Source organism: Amycolatopsis deserti (genome assembly GCF_014653945.1).
In the GTDB taxonomy this organism is placed as follows: Bacteria; Actinomycetota; Actinomycetes; order Mycobacteriales; family Pseudonocardiaceae; genus Amycolatopsis_E; species Amycolatopsis_E deserti.
This window is the reverse complement of record NZ_BNAU01000005.1, coordinates 76,720-92,289: the sequence shown is the minus strand read 5'-3', so window position 1 is coordinate 92,289 and position 15,570 is coordinate 76,720. Positions and strand designations below refer to the sequence as shown.

Sequence of the window (15,570 nt, the reverse complement as noted above, 5' to 3'; positions counted from 1 at the left end):
TCGCCGCTTGTGAACAGCCCTAGAGGAGCTCGCGCGCGACCCGCTCGGCGAGCCGCTCCAGCAGCGGCGCCGGCTCGGCGAGGCAGCGCTCCACGTCCGGCTCGATGTCGGTCAGGCCGTAGGCCGCGGTGAAGCCCGCCGCCCGGAGGGCCTCCGGCGGCAGCGTGTTGCGCCCGGCCAGCGCCACCACCGGGATGCCGCGCTCGGCGGCCGCCGCCGCGATGCCCGCCGGGCCCTTGCCGCGCAGCGTCTGCTCGTCGAGTGAGCCCTCGCCGGTGATCAGCAGGTCCGCGCCGGGCAGCTTCTCCGTGAGCCCGGTCAGCTCCAGCACCACGTCGATCCCCGGCCGGAACGACGCCCCGAGCATCGCCAGCGCGTACCCGGTGCCGCCGGCCGCGCCCGCGCCCGGCACGTTCGCCACGTCGATCCCCGACGCCCGCACGACCTCGTCCAGGTGCCGCAGCGCCGATTCCAGCAGCTCGACGTCCTCGGGTGACGCGCCCTTCTGCGGCCCGTACACCGCCGCCGCGCCGTGCTCGCCCAGCAGCGGGTTGTCCACGTCGCTCGCCACCAGCAGCTCGACCTCCCGCAGCCGCGGGTCCAGCCCGCCCAGGTCGACCCGCGCCAGGCGCGCCAACGCGGCCCCGCCCGGCGGCAGCTCCGCGCCCGCGGAGTCCAGCAGCCGCGCACCGAGCGCCTGCAGCAGCCCGGCCCCGCCGTCGGTGCTCGAACTGCCGCCCAGCCCCAGCACCAGCCGGGAGGCACCGGCGTCCAGCGCGGCCCGCATCAGCTCCCCGACCCCGAGCGTCGTCGCGGTCAGCGGCGCCAGTTCGGTCAGCAGGGCCAGCCCGGACACCGCCGCCAGCTCGATCACCGCCGTGCCGTCGCGGCGCGCGTAACCCGTGGACACCGGCTCGCCGACCGGCCCGCTCGCCCGCACGGGCACGAATTCGAAGCCCGCGGCCACAGCGGCCGCCACGGTCCCGTCGCCGCCGTCGGCGATCGGGCACTCCAGCACCTCGACGTCCGCCCGCGCGCGCCGCAGCCCGGCCGCGATCGCGGCGGCCACCGCGTCGGCGGGCAGCGTGCCCTTGAACTTGTCCGGAGCGACGACGACCCGCGTCACACCTGCGCCCCGTCGCCGTCCGGCGGGCCCTGCTTGACCCGCAGCAGCAGCAACGCGATCGCGATCGCCAGCGCCAGGATCCCGAGCGGGGTCGCGACGGTCGTGCTCACCCCGACCACCCCGGGCACGATCAGCATCAGCAGCCCGACGACGAAGAACAACAGCACCACGAACGCGCCCTTGCCCGGCCGCGGCAACGGCGGCGGCTCCGGCGGCACGTAGTGCTCGTCGTCCCCGGCCGGGTCGTCGCCCAGCACGGTGTCCTCCCACGCGGTGCCACCACCGCGCCAGCCCGCCTCGGCGACCGGTTTCTCGGGTTCGGCGGGTTTCTCCGGCTCGGGCCGCGCGGGCGTCCGCTCGGCCTCGACGTCCTCGTCGATCAGGCCGACCCCCTCGGCCCGCAGGTCCGCGACGATGGCCGCGAACGTGGCGTCGACGTCCTCGGGATCGGGTACGCGTGAGTTCATCGGGCCCCCACCTGCCCCGGGTCACGGACCGCTTCCACGAACTCGACACTACGCCGGAAGATGAGCGGCGCGTCGTGGTCCAGGGTCGCGACGTGGAAACTCTTCTCCAGCACCACTTCCGTCACGTCCCGGCTGCGCACGCCGTCCAGCACGATGCGCGCGTTCTCGGGTTCCACCACGTGGTCAACGAGCGAGTGCAGCAGCAGGAGCGGCTGGGTCACGCGCGGCAGGTCGGCGCGCACGAGCTTCCACAACCTGGCCAGGCTGGCCGCCGCCCGCACCGGGACCCGGTCGTAGGCCAGCTCGGTGACACCCGGTTTGGCGATGTCGCCTGCCACGCCGCGCGACCACGGCACCACCCGCGACAGCACGGGAAGCAGCTTGGTGTCCCAGCTCAGCCGCGTCACCGACGGGTTGACCAGCACCAGCCCGGCGACCGCGTCCCCGTGCTGCTGGGCCAGCCGCAGCGCGAGCGTGCCGCCCATCGACTGGCCGAACACGAACACCGTCTGGCAGCGCTCCCGCAGGTCGAGGAACTCGCGCTCGACCGCGCCGTACCACTCGGGCCAGCCGGTCTTGTTCATCTCCTGCCACGTCGTGCCGTGGCCGGGCAGGCGCGGCAGCCGCACGGTGAAGTCCCGCGCGGCCAGGTGCTCGGCCCAGTCCCGCAGGCTCTGCGGCGTGCCGGTGAAGCCGTGGCACAGCAGCACCCCGACCTCGGCCGAACCGGTGTGCGCGAACGGTTCCGCACCGGCGAGCACAGGCATGGCATCCGCCCTTCTCCTCCGAACGCGGCCCCATCGTCGCATGCCCCGGCCCGCTCCGGGACCGCCCGTCGCGACGACGTCCCCCGGCTGTGACCTCCCGCCCACTGCGGGTGCGGCCGTTGTGCGGTTGGACGGCGTTTCCTACCCTGGACGCGGCAGGCTGTTCGGGCAGGTAGGAGGGCACGTCGCGTGCTGTACCGGTTGCTGAAGTACGTGCTGCTCGGGCCGGTGCTCCGGCTCCTGTGGCCCACGAAGGTGACCGGGGTGGAGAACGTCCCCGACACCGGTGGCGCCATCCTCGCGAGCAACCACCTCGCGGTCGCCGACTCGTTCTTCATGCCGTTGCGCGTCAAGCGCCGCGTCACCTTCCCGGCGAAGCAGGAGTACTTCACCGAGAAGGGGGTCAAGGGCACCCTCAAGAAGTGGTTCTTCACCGGAGCCGGCCAGATCCCGATCGACCGTTCCGGCGGCTCGGCCGCGCAGGCCGCGCTGGACACCGCGATCCGGCTGCTGCGTGAGGGCAACCTGCTCGGCATCTACCCGGAGGGCACCCGCTCGCCGGACGGGCGCCTGTACAAGGGCAAGACCGGCGTCGCCCGGGTCGCTCTGGAGGCCGGTGTCCCGGTCATCCCGGTCGCCATGATCGGCACCGACAAGGTCAACCCGATCGGTTCCAAGATGTGGATCCCGCGCCGCCTGGAGATCCGGTTCGGCAAGCCGCTGGACTTCTCCCGGTACGCGGGCCTGTCCGGCGACCGGTTCATCGAGCGGTCCATCACCGACGAGATCATGTACGCGTTGATGGAGCTGTCCGGCCAGGAGTACGTCGACATCTACGCGGCCAAGGCCAAGGAGCTGATGGCTGCCGAGGCCGCCGGGGTGCGCGCGGTCGTGCCGGCGCAAAGTGGCCTGGCCGACGCCGACCGGGTACCGGAGACCAAGGCCGGTTGAGGCCCTGTCTAAGGTGCCACGGTGCGGTTTTTCTACGACACCGAATTCATCGAGGACGGCGTGACGATCGACCTGGTGTCGATCGGTGTCGTGGATGAGCGGGGACGCGAGTTCTACGCGGTCTCCACCGACTTCGACCCCGCCAAGGCCGGCCCGTGGGTGCGCGAGAACGTCCTGCCGAAGCTGCCCTCACCGGCGGACAAGGCGTGGCGCAGCCGGGCCCAGATCCGGGCCGACCTGCTGGAGTTCTTCGGCCGCCCGCCCGGCGGGATCGAGCTGTGGGCCTGGTACGCGGCCTACGACCACGTCGCGCTGGCCCAGCTGTGGGGCACGATGCCCGAGCTGCCGCGCCAGCTGCCCCGGTTCACGCGCGACCTGAGGCAGCGGTGGGAGGACGTCGGCAAGCCCAAGCTGCCCCTGCCGCCGCAGAACGCGCACGACGCCCTCGCCGACGCCCGCTTCAACCTGGAACGGTGGCGCATCATCGACGAGGTGCGACGACGCAAGGGCTACCCGGCATAACCAGGCCCCGCAGCCAGCCACCCAACCGCCACCCTGCAACGCAACGCCCCCACCCCCACGAGCCACCCCTCTCCCGCAACCCGATCCCCAGCCAAATCGGTTGCCGAGCAGCGGGGTCAAGGCACGCTTTCCCGCCTTGACGCCGCTTCTCGGCAAGCGAACACTGAAAGATCGGGTTCGGGAGGGGCAACGGGGCGTAGCGAAGCGAGCCGGCGCTTTCAGCCGCGCGCAGCGCAACCACCCGCGTAGCGCCGACTCACCGTCGAGCCACCACAGCGGAAGCAAGCCGGTCCAGCAACGCCCCCGTGCTCCGCCAATCCAGGCACGCATCGGTGATCGACTGCCCGTAGGTCAGCTCCTCCGCGTGCCCCAGCACGAGATCCTGCCGCCCGGCCTCGAGGAAGCTCTCCAGCATGATCCCGGCGATCCCGCGCTCCCCGGCGGCGATCCGGTCCGCGATCTCCCCGGCCACCACGCCCTGGCGGACGTGGTCCTTGCCGCTGTTGCCGTGGCTCGCGTCGATGATCACCCGCTCCGGCAGCCCCGCCTTCGCCTGCCGGGCCAGGGTGTCGGCCACCGTCGCCGCGTCGTAGTTCGGTCCGGCGGAACCGCCGCGCAGGATGACGTGGCAGTCCGGGTTGCCCGCGGTGGTGAACAGCGCGGCCAGGCCGTCGTTGTTGATGCCGGCGAACACGTGGCTGGCCGCGGCGGCGCGGGTCGCGTCCACCGCCACCTGCACGTCGCCCTCGGTGGAGTTCTTGATCCCGACCGGCATGGACAGCGCGCTGCACAGCTGCCGGTGCACCTGGCTGGCCGCGGTCCGGGCGCCGATCGACCCCCAGCTCACGGTGTCGGCGATGAACTGCGGCGTGATCGGGTCCAGGAACTCGCACCCGACCGGCAGCCCCAGCGCGGAGATGTCCAGCAGCAGCTTGCGCGCCATCCGCAGGCCCTTGTTGACGGAGTAGCTGCCGTCCAGGTCCGGGTCGTTGATCAGGCCCTTCCAGCCCAGCGTGGTGCGCGGCTTCTCGAAGTACACGCGCATGATCACGTGCAGTTCGTCGCGCAGGCCGGCGGCGTGCTCGGCCAGGCGGTGGGCGTAGTCGAGGGCGGCCGCGGGGTCGTGCACCGAGCACGGGCCGACGACCACGATCAGCCGGTCGTCGTCGCCATTGAGGATGTCCACGGCGGCGGACCGGCCCTGCGCGACGGTCTTGGCGATCGCCGCGTCCACCGGCAGCTCCTGCCGCAGCAGGGCGGGGGAGATCAGCGGGCTGACGCCGAGGGTGCGCTGGTTGTCGAGGCCTTCGGTGATGTCCGCGGGGCCTGCGCTGAGGGTCATGTGCGGGGGTTTCCTTTCGGTGACCGGCCCGCACGAGTCCCTGACGAGCCGGTCGGTCATCCGGCTCCAGGGTGGAAGGTCAGCGCGCAGCGAGGCCGCCGGCTGGCCCACCCAGGGCCGGCCCGCTAAACCAGAAATAGCGCTGCACGTCCGACACCCTAGCACCCGCTCCCGCCGCTTTACCGATCAAGGGTGACTACCGCTACTCTGGCGGTCGCCAGGTGTGACCAGGACAACTTTTCGGAGGTCTGATCAGATGCGTGTCGGCGTGCTGACCGGTGGCGGCGACTGCCCCGGGCTCAACGCGGTGATCCGCGCGGTGGTCCGCAAGGGCATCGAGACGCACGGGTGGGAGGTCGTCGGCTTCCGCTCCGGCTGGCGCGGACCGCTGACCGGCGACAGCCGGCCGCTCGGCCTCGCCGACGTCGAGGAGATCCTCAACCGCGGCGGCACCATCCTCGGCTCCTCGCGCACCAACCCGTACAAGGAGGAGGACGGCGTCCAGCGGATCAAGTCCGTTCTCGCCGAGCAGGGCGTGGACGCGCTGATCGCGATCGGCGGCGAGGACACCCTCGGGGTCGCCAAGAAGCTCACCGACGACGGCGTCGGCGTGGTCGGCGTGCCCAAGACGATCGACAACGACCTCGCCGCCACCGACTACACGTTCGGTTTCGACACCGCGGTGCACATCGCCACCGAGTCGATCGACCGGCTGCGCACCACCGCCGAATCGCACTACCGCGCGATGGTCGTCGAGGTCATGGGGCGCCACGCGGGCTGGATCGCGCTGCACGCCGGCCTGGCCGGTGGCGCCAACGTGATCCTGGTGCCGGAGCGGCCGTTCTCCGTCGAGCAGGTCGTCGAGTGGGTCGAGCGCCGCTTCGAGAAGATGTACGCGCCGATCATCGTCGTCGCCGAGGGCGCGGTGCCGGAGGGCGGCGCCGAGGTCCTCAAGACCGGGGAGAAGGACGCGTTCGGGCACGTCCAGCTCGGCGGCGTGGGCACCTGGCTGGCCGACGAGATCGCGGCGCGCACCGGCAAGGAGTCGCGCGCGGTCGTGCTCGGGCACACCCAGCGCGGCGGCACGCCGACCGCCTACGACCGGGTGCTCGCGACCCGCTTCGGCCTGCACGCCGTGGACGCGGTCGCGGACGGCGACTTCGGCACGATGGTCGCGCTGCGCGGCACCGACATCGTCCGGGTCAAACTCTCCGAGGCGACGGCGGAGCTGAAGACGGTGCCGCCGGAGCGCTACCAAGAGGCCGAGGTCTTCTTCGGCTGATGGCCCAGGGGCGCAACGGTTTCGCCGTTGCGCCCCGGCTTCCTCCGGTCACAGCACGCCGGGCAGGACGAGCGCGCCCCAGGCCAGTACCGGGCCGAAGGCGACGATGCCGCAGGTGTAGCCGATGATCTGGCGGTAGAACCGCTGCCGGTCCACGCCGCGGGCGTTGCTGAGCACGAGGGCGCCGTTGGTGGAGAACGGGGAGACGTCCACGATCGTCGTGGAGATGGCCAGCGCCGCGACCAGCCCCGCCGCGCTCAGGTGGCTGGACAGCAGCAGCGGCACGGCGATCGGGATGATCGCGGTGAGGATCGCCGTCGACGAGGCGAACGCGGAGGTGATCGCCACCGTCAGGCACAGCAGCAACGCGACGACCAGCGGGGCGCCGACTTCGGCGGCGTGTTCGGAGATCATGTCGATGGTCCCAGCTTTCTCCAGGATGCCGACGTAGGTGACCATGCCGGCGACGAGCAGGATCGTCGACCAGCTGATCCCCTCGACCGCCTTCGCCTGGTTCTTCACGTCGACCAGCGCCAGCAACGCGCCCGCGGCCAGGGCGAGGAACCCGATCTGCAGGTGGAACACGAGCGCGCCGACCACGAGCCCGGCCAGCAGAGCCAGCGTCAGCCACTGCCGCCAGCCCACGCTCGCCACGGCGGGCTCGGCGCTCGTCCCGGTGGCGGTGTCTTCCGGCGCCGCCTGGGTGCGGTGTCGCAACAGGACGAACGTGAGCGCGGAAAGCACCAGGTTGAAGCCGAAACTGGCGAGGAACACCGCCCAGGCCGGCACGGACAGCGGGGTGTCCGCGATCATGCCGTTCACCAGTGCGCCCGACACGGCGATCGGGGAGAAGGCGCCGGCGTGCGCGCCGCAGATGATCATCATGCCCATCATGAGCGGGCTCATGCCGTGGCGGAACGCGATCGACATCCCGATGGGCACGAGCAGCGCCACGGCGGCCGGGGTGAAGGTGCCGAACGCGGTCAGCACCGCGGCCACCACGAACAGCACCCACGGGATCAGGGCGACCCGGCCGCGCACGAGCCGGACGCCCTGGGCCACGAGCAGGTCGATGGTGCCGTTGCGCTGCGCGATGGAGAACAGGTAGGTGACGCCGACGATCGTGACGAACAGCGAGACCGGGAATCCCTCGAAGATCTGCTCGTCGTCGAGGCCGAGCGCCGCGGTGCCGATGAGGAACGCGGCCACGAACGCGAGGATGCCGATGTTGATCGGCAGCAGCGTGGCGACCAGGAACATCACCACGAGCGCACCGATGGAGATCAGTTCAGGAGACATCGTTGTCCTTGGGGTCCGGGGACGAGGGGATACTAGGCGGAGACGGGAAGAACGGGGCCGGGCACGAAGATCCTTGCCTCGCAAAGGATGCGTGCGGCGCGACGGACGGTGACGCGGCGCGGGCCTGCTTCGCCGGTGCCGGCGGAGTCGATGGTGACGACACCGGCCGGGGTGCCGATCCGCAGCCGCGATCCGCCCGGCGCCGTGGAACGGGCGGCGACGACCGACCCGTCGAGCAGGTTCGCCACCGCGACCCCGACCGCCGACGTCAGGCCGATCGCGGGATGCGCGTCGTTCATGGACAGCATCCGCACCGAGACGTCGTAATCGGAACCGCCGACCTGGTCGCCGGTCGTGGTCACATAGGGCGCCGGGCCGCCGACCAGGCCGACCTTGGGTACCGCGTCGACCGGCTCCGCCCCGGCGGCCACCAGCCCCATGGCGCGTGCGGCCGCGTGCCGGACCGCGCGCAGGCGGGGCACCTCGCTGCGGACCGCCGCGAGCCGCTCCACCCCGGTTCGCCCCGCGGACGGGGCGTCGATCAGCACCATCGGCGCGCCCGCGTCCACCATGGACACCCGGAGCACCTCGCCGTCCACGGCAAGGGCATCGACGACCTGGCCGGTGGGCAGCAGGGCGCCGGTCGAGCCGCCCGCCGGGTCGAGGAAGCTCAATCCCACCGCCACCCCGCCCGAGCGGGTGCCCGGAACGGTCTGGGTGCCGAACTCGTGCACCACTCCGCCTCCGGTGTCCACCTCCGCCTGCAGCACCGCGCCGGTGTTGGCGTTGCGCATCACCACCGTGGTGACATCGCCGGTGACCGGCACCAGGGACCGGGTCACCGACCACAGGGCGATCGCAGTGGCGCAGTTGCCGCAGTTGCTGCCCCACTCGACCGTCCCGACACCGATGCCGACCTGCCCGAACAGGTACTCCACATCGATTCCGGGCTCGTCGCCGCGCCGGACGACGGCCGCCTTCGACGTGGTCGGGGTCGCGCCACCCACGCCGTCCAGCTGCACGGGATCCGTGGCGCCGTACGCGCCGACGAGCAGCCGCTCCAGCCGGCCGAGGTCATCGGGAACGTCTTCCTGCCGGAACAGCCAGCACTTGCTGGTGCCACCACGCACCAGCGTCGCGGGAACATGCACGCCTGGGTCTTCCTTCCACGGGAACCGCTTGCCGGACGCGGTTCACGATGACCTCCCGCCGAGTTGAGCACAATGCTCGTTCTCTTACATCGGGTTAAGCTCAGCTCAACTCGGAGGGAGACGCGGATGTTCGACGTGCGACGGGTGTTGCTGCTGGCGGAGGTCGCCGACCACGGGTCGCTGACCGCCGCGGCCGAAGCGGCGGGAATGACCACCTCGGCCGCGTCCCAGCAGATGTCCAGGCTGGAATCCGAAACCGGGCAGCCGCTGCTCGAACGTTTTCCCCGCGGCGTCCGGCTCACCGACGCCGGCGCCGCGCTGGCCGCGCGAGGCCGCGCCATCCGCCGGGAACTGAGAGCCGCCGAGGCCGACCTCGACTCCTTCGCCCGGCTGGACCGCGGCACCCTCCGGCTCGGCTCCTTCCCCACCGTCAGCGCGAGCCTGCTGCCGCTGGCCCTGACCCGGTTCTCGCGCAAGCACCCCGGCACCCGCGCCACCGTCCGCTCGGGCGTGCTCTCGCAACTGCTCGAGTTCCTGCACACCGGCGAGACCGAACTCGCCCTGCTCTGGGACTACCGCTGGAATCGCATCGACGACGACGCGCTGGTCCTGACCCACCTGCTCGACGACCCGACCGTGCTCGTCGTCCCCGCGAACTCCGAGCTGCTGGACGTTCCGGAAGTCAGCCTGACCGGGTTGTCCCGGCAGGACTGGATCATCCGCGCGGACAACCACCCGGTCGCGGAGGTCCTGCGCCGGAGTTGCCGGCTCGCCGGGTTCGAACCCCACATCGCCTACGAATCCCACGACTACCAGGAAGCCCAGGCGATGGTCGCCGCCGGGCTCGGGATCGCCATCGCGCCCCGGCTCGCGCTCACCAACCGCCGCAACGACGTCCGGCTCATCCCGTTCGGCAGCGACGTCCCGGCCCCCACCCGGCGCATCCTGCTGGCGCAGGCCCGCAACCGGACACCCACCCCGGCCGCGCTCGCCATGACCGCGATCCTGCACGCCGTGGCCGACAAGTTCACCGGCAGCGCCCTCGACCGCAACCAGCTCGGATCCGTGCGCCACTCGTCCAGCGCGCGAACCGGCCGCTAGCTGAACGTCTAGTCCGGCGTGGAACCGCCTGGCGCAGCTCACCGTGCGGTTTCTCCCTCGCGAGACGGAAGATCTCCGCCAGCACACCGGTGTCGAGGTCGGCGAGTCGCTTGAAGCGGATGCAGCTCTTGCCGACCGACGCCTTCGGCAGCTTATCGGCGCGGCTCGTCCAGCGCGTCGGCGTAGCTGTCCGGCGTGTCCATCCGGAGGATTATCGTGGCGCGGTGACGAAGTTCGCCGGTTTCGGAGAGCACGCGGTCGAGTTCTACGACGGCCTGAGCGCCGACAACTCGAAGCCGTACTGGGAGGACCACGTCGAGATCTACCGGTCCGACGTGCGCGGCCCGATGGAGGCGCTGCTCGCCGAGCTGACCCCGGAGTTCGGCCCGGGCTTCGGCGAGGGCAAGGTCTTCCGCCCCTACCGCGACGTGCGCTTCTCGAACGACAAGACCCCGTACAAGACCCACTGCGGCGGCGTCATCGAGCAGGGCCGCGGCGGCGGCGCCTACTACGTCGAGGTCTCCTCGGCGGGGATGCGCGTCGGCGGCGGCTGCTTCCACCTGCAGTCCGACCAGCTGGCTCGCTTCCGGCAGGCGGTCGACACCGAGATCCACGGCAAGGCGCTGGCCGACATCCTGGCGAAGCTGCGCCGCGCCGGCTGGACCGTCACCGGCGACGTGATGAAGACCAAGCCCCGCGGCTACCCGGACGACCACCCGCGCCTGGAGCTGCTCAAGCACCGCTCCCTGTACGCGGTGAAGTCCTGGGACCCGGACGACACCCTGCACGAACGCGCGTGCCTGGACCGGGTCCGCAAGGCCTGGCGGCAGGTCCGCCCGTTCAACGAGTGGGCCCGCGACCACGTCGGCGTCAGCGAGAAGCCGCGCCGCTGACCCTCCCCGGTTCGGGTGAACTCGGTCCCGGTCCGGTTGTCCGGCCCCTGAGCAGCCGTGACGCGGCTCACTGGTGAACGTTTCCTGAACCGTTCGAGAGATCGGTACAGACGTGCGCGGGGTAAGCGACTACGCTATTGGGACGTGAGCCGACGCGCGAAGATCGTTTGTACTATGGGCCCCGCGACCGCCACGGCGGACAAGGTGAGAGCCCTTGTCGACGCCGGGATGGACGTGGCGCGGCTGAACTTCAGCCACGGCAGCCACGGCGACCACAAGCAGGTGTACGACCTGATCCGGGAGGCCGCGGCCGAGACCGGGCGCGCGGTCGGCATCCTCGCCGACCTGCAGGGCCCGAAGATCCGGCTCGGCACCTTCGCCGGCGGCCCGGTCGAATGGCGCACCGGTGACGTCGTGCGCATCACCGTGGAGGACGTCGCCGGCACCCACGATCGGGTCTCCACCACCTACAAGGGACTGGCCAAGGACGCCAAGCCGGGTGACCGCCTGCTCGTCGACGACGGCAAGGTGGGCCTGGTCGTCAAGGGCGTCGAGGGCCCGGACGTCGTGTGCGAGGTCACCGAGGGCGGCCCGGTCAGCAACAACAAGGGCGTCTCATTGCCCGGCATGGACGTCTCCGTGCCGGCGCTGTCGGACAAGGACGTCGAGGACCTGGAGTTCGCGCTCGAGCTGGGCGCCGACTTCATCGCGCTGTCCTTCGTCCGCTCGCCGGCCGACATCGACCTGGTCCACCAGGTGATGGACCGCGTGGGCAAGGGCCGCCGCCCGGTCATCGCGAAGCTGGAGAAGCCCGAGGCGGTCTACAACCTCGAGGCGATCGTGCTGGCCTTCGACGGCGTCATGGTCGCCCGCGGTGACCTGGGCGTCGAGCTGCCGCTGGAGCAGGTGCCGCTGGTGCAGAAGCGGGCGATCCAGATCGCCCGGGAGAACGCCAAGCCGGTCATCGTGGCGACGCAGATGCTCGACTCGATGATCAACAACTCGCGCCCGACCCGCGCCGAGGCCTCGGACGTGGCCAACGCGGTGCTCGACGGCGCGGACGCGGTGATGCTCTCCGGTGAGACGAGCGTGGGCCGCTACCCGATCGAGACCGTGCAGACCATGTCCCGGATCGTGGAGGCCGTCGAGGCCGACACCCCGGCCGTGCCGCCGCTGTCGCACGTGCCGCGGACGAAGCGGGGCGTCATCTCCTACGCGGCGAAGGACATCGGCGAGCGGCTCAACGCCAAGGCGCTGGTCGCGTTCACCCAGTCCGGTGACACGGTGCGCCGCCTGGCCCGGCTGCACACGCGGCTGCCGCTGCTGGCGTTCACGCCGGAGGAGAGCGTGCGCAGTCAGCTGTCGCTGACCTGGGGCACGCACACCGAGCTGGTGCCGTCGGTGGACTCGACCGACCGCATGATCAAGCAGGTCGACCGCGCGATGCTGGAGACCGGGCGCTACCAGGCCGGTGACCTGGTGGTCATCGTGGCCGGGTCCCCGCCGGGGACCGTCGGGTCGACCAACCTGATCCGCGTGCACAAGCTCGGTGAGGACGACCACGCCTGAGGCGCGCCCCGTAGGCTTCTGCGCATGACTGAGCTGGCTCGGGACGCTGCCGCGGGACTGGACGTCCAGGAAGGCGCCGGCGGGCAGGCCGTCCTCGACAACCTCGTCGCGCTGCTCGACCTGGAGCGCATCGAGGAGGACATCTTCCGCGGGGTCAGCCCGCCGCACTCGCCGGTGCGGGTGTTCGGCGGGCAGGTGGCCGGGCAGGCGCTGGTCGCCGCCGGGCGGACCGTGCCGCCGGAGCGGAGGGTGCACTCGCTGCACGCGTACTTCATCCGCGGCGGTGACCCGCGGGTGCCGATCGTGTACGAGGTGGACCGCATCCGCGACGGACGGTCGTTCACCACCCGTCGGGTGGTGGCGGTGCAGCACGGCAAGGCGATCTTCGCGTTGTCCGCGTCGTTCCAGAAGGTGGAGCAGGGGCTGGAGCACGCGGACGCGATGCCGGACGTCCCGGACCCGGAGACGCTGCCGACGTACGCCGAACGGATGGCCGAGTTCCCGCAGGCGCTGCCGGACGTGCGCAAACGCCCGCGGCCGATCGACATCCGGTACGTCAACGACCCGCCGTGGGTGACCCGGCAGACCGGCGAGCGGCCCGATCGCAACCAGGTGTGGATGCGCGCGGACGGCGTGCTGCCGGACGACCAGCTGCTGCACGTGTGCGTCCTGACCTACGCGTCGGACATGACGTTGCTGGATTCGCCGCTGGCCAGGCACGGCGTGTACTGGGACCTGGACCGTGTGCTGGGCGCCAGCCTGGACCACGCGCTGTGGTTCCACCGCCCCTTCCGGGCTGATGAGTGGTTCCTGTACGACACGGAGTCACCGTCGGCTTCGGGTGGCCGCGGACTCGCCACGGGCCGCTTCTTCAGCCGGGACGGCCGCCTGATCGCGACGGTCGTGCAGGAGGGCCTGCTGAGGGTCCTGCCGCCGGACGGCCAGAACGCCCAACAGGACTGAGGCACCCGGCCCTGCCCGGGCCTCAGTCCGCCCGATGCGGCACGGCGGAGATCTCAACGCCCCCGGCACCGCCGGGTTTCCGGCCGCAGCGCCTGCCCGCGGCGCGTCCCTCAGCCTAGCGGGCTCAGTGAAGCCGCCCGCCGGCGCCGCAGGTGCTTCGTCCGCGGCTTGACGACGTCCTCGATCCCCGGACCCAGGCTGAGCTGCGCCGCGAGGTAAGCCCGGCACGGCGTCCGCCCGCGACGGCGGAAGAACAGCCGCGACATGCGGCTGCGGCAGACGGGGCAGTGGCCGCGCGCGTCCGGCGCGTGCGTGGCCAGCGTGGCGCGCAGCGCTTCCACCAGCAGCGGGATCTCCCGCGCGGCGAGGTCGGCGGCCTGGATCGGGTCGGCGAGGTCGACCGATCGGCTGAGATCGTCCAGCCGGCGCTGCACGGACGTCTGGAGTGGACCGACGATGGTGTCGCGGTCGAGCACGCCGCCTCCTGGGGAAGTTCAGTTCGCGCGGGCCAGATTACCGCGGCATTATGCAATTTGCAGACCGCTGAACCCGGAAGATACCTCAACGGGGTGAGCTACCCGGGTTTTCGGATTCTGCTGGTTAGATGGAGCGGGTTGTCCACGAGCCGCCGGGGGGAATGCGCGGGCCGGAGTGGAGGAGCGGACATGAGTCGGGGTCAGGGTCCTACGATTCGCCGGCGGCGGCTGGCGAGTGAACTGCGCCGGTTGCGTGAGGCCGCGGACCTCACCATCGACGAGGTCGCCGAGAAGCTCGAGTGTTCCGCGTCCAAGATCAGCCGCATCGAGACCGGCCACGTCGGTGTCACACCACGCGACGCGCGCGACATGCTCGAGCTGTACGGCATGACCGGCGACGAGCGGGAAGCGCTCGTCCAGCTCGCCCGCGAGGCCCGCAAACCGGGCTGGTGGCAGGCCTACAAGGAGGTCTTCACCGGCACCTTCGTCGGGCTGGAGGCCGACGCCAGCTCGCTGCGCGCCTTCCAGGCGCTGCTCGTGCCCGGCCTGCTGCAGACCGAGCCGTACGCGCGCGCGGTCATCCGCGCCATGCGGCCGGACGCCGAGGAGTCCGACATCCAGCGCCGGGTCGCCGCGCGCACCGCCCGCCAGCAGCTGCTGACCGACCCGAACCCGCCGGAGTACTGGGCCGTCATCGACGAGGCGGTGCTGCACCGCGTGGTCGGCGGGCCGGAGGTGATGGCGCACCAGGCCGAACGGCTGCTGGCCGTCGCGCAGCTGCCGCACGTCACCATCCAGGTGGTCCCGTTCGGGGCGGGCGCCCACCCGGGGATGGAAGGACCGTTCCTGATCCTCGGATTCCCCGAGCAGGCCGATCCCGATGTGGTGTACGTGGACAGCACTTCGGGTGGTTTTTTCCTCGAGCTGCCCCCCGATGTGCGCCGCTATATCCTCATGTTCGATCATTTGCGTGCGACGGCTCTGAAACCGGACGACTCGGTCGAGGTGATCGCCGCGGCCGCCGAACGTTTTTCCGGATAACGGTGGCCGGTGAGCCGTACCCAACGTGTGCCTGGGAAGTGAGGAGCGGGGAGAAATGTCCCATGTGGAGCGAGTTGCCCCGGTGTGGCGCAAGAGCAGCCACAGCGGTGGCGGGAACGACTGCGTCGAGGTCGCGATGATCGCCGGAGGTGTCGGCGTGCGCGACTCCAAGAACCCCGGCGCGGGCGAGCTGCACGTGTCCGCCGACAGCTGGCGCGGCCTGCTCCGCGCCGTCGGCGCGCTCGACCGCGCCTGAGGTGAGCCGAACGGACGACCCCTTACACCGCCGAGCAGGGGATGAGGCGGGGTAAGGGGTCGTTTCGCGTCCGGGACGAGGTGATCGTCCGATGCCGGGAGGCGGCCCTCAGGACGACTCTGAGGTTCACCACAGGAACTGAGTGAGCCGGAAGAGGGAACTCCCGATGCGCAACGAATTGATGTTCGACGCGGTCATGGCCGAGGTGGCCTACCGTCGCGAGCAGCTGGAGAAGGCCGGCCGTCCCGGTGGCCGCTGGTTCAGGCGGGCCAGGAGCAAGGCCGAGATCCGGGTGCCGGAGCAGCGCCGTGCGAGCACGGTCGAGCTGGTACAGGCGCGGTAGGGCCGGTGTGGGTCCGCCCAC

General features: G+C 71.4%; 17 protein-coding genes. 10 read left to right on the top strand and 7 right to left on the bottom strand.

Features of this window, described 5'->3' with window-relative positions; genetic code table 11:
* Positions 1–19 precede the first annotated feature (19 nt).
* The 3 genes from IE290_RS21500 to IE290_RS21490 are packed head-to-tail and all read right to left on the bottom strand — an operon-like array spanning position 20 to position 2,360.
* Positions 20–1,126, bottom strand: coding sequence for a glycerate kinase (locus IE290_RS21500; protein ID WP_191246478.1), 1,107 nt, complete (start codon positions 1,124–1,126; stop codon positions 20–22).
* Complete coding sequence (locus IE290_RS21495) at positions 1,123–1,593, bottom strand: hypothetical protein (RefSeq protein ID WP_191246477.1); 471 nt, start codon at positions 1,591–1,593, stop codon at positions 1,123–1,125. The genes IE290_RS21500 and IE290_RS21495 overlap by 4 nt, the downstream gene beginning before the upstream one ends.
* A complete protein-coding gene (locus IE290_RS21490; RefSeq protein ID WP_191246476.1) occupies positions 1,590–2,360 on the bottom strand; it encodes an alpha/beta hydrolase in 771 nt (256 codons plus the stop codon). Before IE290_RS21490 ends, IE290_RS21495 begins: the two co-directional genes overlap by 4 nt.
* A 189-nt stretch (positions 2,361–2,549) precedes the next feature.
* On the opposite strand from IE290_RS21490, the gene IE290_RS21485 reads away from it, so the two are divergent.
* Both IE290_RS21485 and IE290_RS21480 read left to right on the top strand, forming a co-directional pair.
* A complete protein-coding gene (locus IE290_RS21485; RefSeq protein ID WP_191246475.1) occupies positions 2,550–3,311 on the top strand; it encodes a lysophospholipid acyltransferase family protein in 762 nt (253 codons plus the stop codon).
* A 21-nt stretch (positions 3,312–3,332) separates the two neighbouring features.
* Entirely contained in the window at positions 3,333–3,833 is a 501-nt protein-coding gene (locus IE290_RS21480; RefSeq protein WP_020421002.1) for a polyadenylate-specific 3'-exoribonuclease AS, read from the top strand.
* 256 nt (positions 3,834–4,089) lie between these two features.
* On the opposite strand, the gene IE290_RS21475 is transcribed toward IE290_RS21480, so the two are convergent.
* A complete protein-coding gene (locus IE290_RS21475; RefSeq protein WP_191246474.1) occupies positions 4,090–5,175 on the bottom strand; it encodes a 3-deoxy-7-phosphoheptulonate synthase in 1,086 nt (361 codons plus the stop codon).
* 256 nt (positions 5,176–5,431) lie between these two features.
* On the opposite strand from IE290_RS21475, the gene IE290_RS21470 reads away from it, so the two are divergent.
* Entirely contained in the window at positions 5,432–6,457 is a 1,026-nt protein-coding gene (locus tag IE290_RS21470) for a 6-phosphofructokinase (RefSeq protein WP_191246473.1), read from the top strand.
* 48 nt (positions 6,458–6,505) lie between these two features.
* On the opposite strand, the gene IE290_RS21465 is transcribed toward IE290_RS21470, so the two are convergent.
* Positions 6,506–7,756 carry an SLC13 family permease gene (locus IE290_RS21465; protein ID WP_191246472.1) on the bottom strand — a complete coding sequence of 417 codons (1,251 nt, stop codon included), beginning with the start codon at positions 7,754–7,756 and terminating at the stop codon, positions 6,506–6,508.
* A 32-nt stretch (positions 7,757–7,788) separates the two neighbouring features.
* Positions 7,789–8,907, bottom strand: a complete 1,119-nt coding sequence (locus IE290_RS21460) for a PrpF domain-containing protein (protein WP_191246471.1) — start codon at positions 8,905–8,907, stop codon at positions 7,789–7,791.
* A 126-nt stretch (positions 8,908–9,033) separates the two neighbouring features.
* Between IE290_RS21460 and IE290_RS21455 the strand changes: the two genes are divergently transcribed.
* The 4 genes from IE290_RS21455 to tesB all read left to right on the top strand — a co-directional run bounded on the left by IE290_RS21455 (position 9,034) and on the right by tesB (position 13,433).
* Positions 9,034–10,008, top strand: a complete 975-nt coding sequence (locus tag IE290_RS21455; protein WP_191246470.1) for a LysR family transcriptional regulator — start codon at positions 9,034–9,036, stop codon at positions 10,006–10,008.
* Between the two features lie 224 nt (positions 10,009–10,232).
* The gene (locus IE290_RS21450) at positions 10,233–10,901 is read left to right on the top strand and encodes a DUF2461 domain-containing protein (RefSeq protein ID WP_191246469.1); all 669 of its coding nucleotides are present in this window, start codon (positions 10,233–10,235) and stop codon (positions 10,899–10,901) included.
* A gap of 144 nt (positions 10,902–11,045) precedes the next feature.
* The gene (gene pyk / locus IE290_RS21445) at positions 11,046–12,470 is read left to right on the top strand and encodes a pyruvate kinase (protein WP_191246468.1); all 1,425 of its coding nucleotides are present in this window, start codon (positions 11,046–11,048) and stop codon (positions 12,468–12,470) included.
* Positions 12,471–12,494: 24 nt separating this feature from the next.
* On the top strand, positions 12,495–13,433 hold the full coding sequence (tesB, locus tag IE290_RS21440) for an acyl-CoA thioesterase II (protein WP_191246467.1): 939 nt from the start codon (positions 12,495–12,497) through the stop codon (positions 13,431–13,433).
* Between the two features lie 110 nt (positions 13,434–13,543).
* Here the strand turns inward: tesB and IE290_RS21435 are convergent, their stop codons facing one another.
* On the bottom strand, positions 13,544–13,909 hold the full coding sequence (locus tag IE290_RS21435; protein ID WP_191246466.1) for a hypothetical protein: 366 nt from the start codon (positions 13,907–13,909) through the stop codon (positions 13,544–13,546).
* A 189-nt stretch (positions 13,910–14,098) separates the two neighbouring features.
* Between IE290_RS21435 and IE290_RS21430 the strand changes: the two genes are divergently transcribed.
* From IE290_RS21430 to IE290_RS21420, 3 genes are all read left to right on the top strand, one after another.
* A complete protein-coding gene (locus IE290_RS21430) occupies positions 14,099–14,950 on the top strand; it encodes a helix-turn-helix domain-containing protein (protein WP_191246465.1) in 852 nt (283 codons plus the stop codon).
* 55 nt (positions 14,951–15,005) lie between these two features.
* Positions 15,006–15,206: a DUF397 domain-containing protein gene (locus IE290_RS21425; RefSeq protein ID WP_191246464.1), complete on the top strand. Its 201-nt coding sequence runs from the start codon at positions 15,006–15,008 to the stop codon at positions 15,204–15,206.
* A gap of 166 nt (positions 15,207–15,372) precedes the next feature.
* Positions 15,373–15,549, top strand: coding sequence for a hypothetical protein (locus IE290_RS21420; RefSeq protein WP_191246463.1), 177 nt, complete (start codon positions 15,373–15,375; stop codon positions 15,547–15,549).
* Positions 15,550–15,570 lie beyond the last annotated feature (21 nt).

What these genes read in the sequence shown, in the direction of transcription:
- IE290_RS21430 (WP_191246465.1), top strand. Translation starts at nt 14,099, where the DNA reads ATGAGTCGGGGTCAGGGTCCTACGATTCGCCGGCGGCGGCTGGCGAGT.
- IE290_RS21470 (WP_191246473.1), top strand. Translation starts at nt 5,432, where the DNA reads ATGCGTGTCGGCGTGCTGACCGGTGGCGGCGACTGCCCCGGGCTCAAC.
- IE290_RS21495 (WP_191246477.1), bottom strand. Translation starts at nt 1,593, where the DNA reads ATGAACTCACGCGTACCCGATCCCGAGGACGTCGACGCCACGTTCGCG.
- IE290_RS21425 (WP_191246464.1), top strand. Translation starts at nt 15,006, where the DNA reads ATGTCCCATGTGGAGCGAGTTGCCCCGGTGTGGCGCAAGAGCAGCCAC.
- IE290_RS21455 (WP_191246470.1), top strand. Translation starts at nt 9,034, where the DNA reads ATGTTCGACGTGCGACGGGTGTTGCTGCTGGCGGAGGTCGCCGACCAC.
- tesB (WP_191246467.1), top strand. Translation starts at nt 12,495, where the DNA reads ATGACTGAGCTGGCTCGGGACGCTGCCGCGGGACTGGACGTCCAGGAA.
- IE290_RS21490 (WP_191246476.1), bottom strand. Translation starts at nt 2,360, where the DNA reads ATGCCTGTGCTCGCCGGTGCGGAACCGTTCGCGCACACCGGTTCGGCC.
- IE290_RS21465 (WP_191246472.1), bottom strand. Translation starts at nt 7,756, where the DNA reads ATGTCTCCTGAACTGATCTCCATCGGTGCGCTCGTGGTGATGTTCCTG.
- IE290_RS21420 (WP_191246463.1), top strand. Translation starts at nt 15,373, where the DNA reads ATGCGCAACGAATTGATGTTCGACGCGGTCATGGCCGAGGTGGCCTAC.
- IE290_RS21475 (WP_191246474.1), bottom strand. Translation starts at nt 5,175, where the DNA reads ATGACCCTCAGCGCAGGCCCCGCGGACATCACCGAAGGCCTCGACAAC.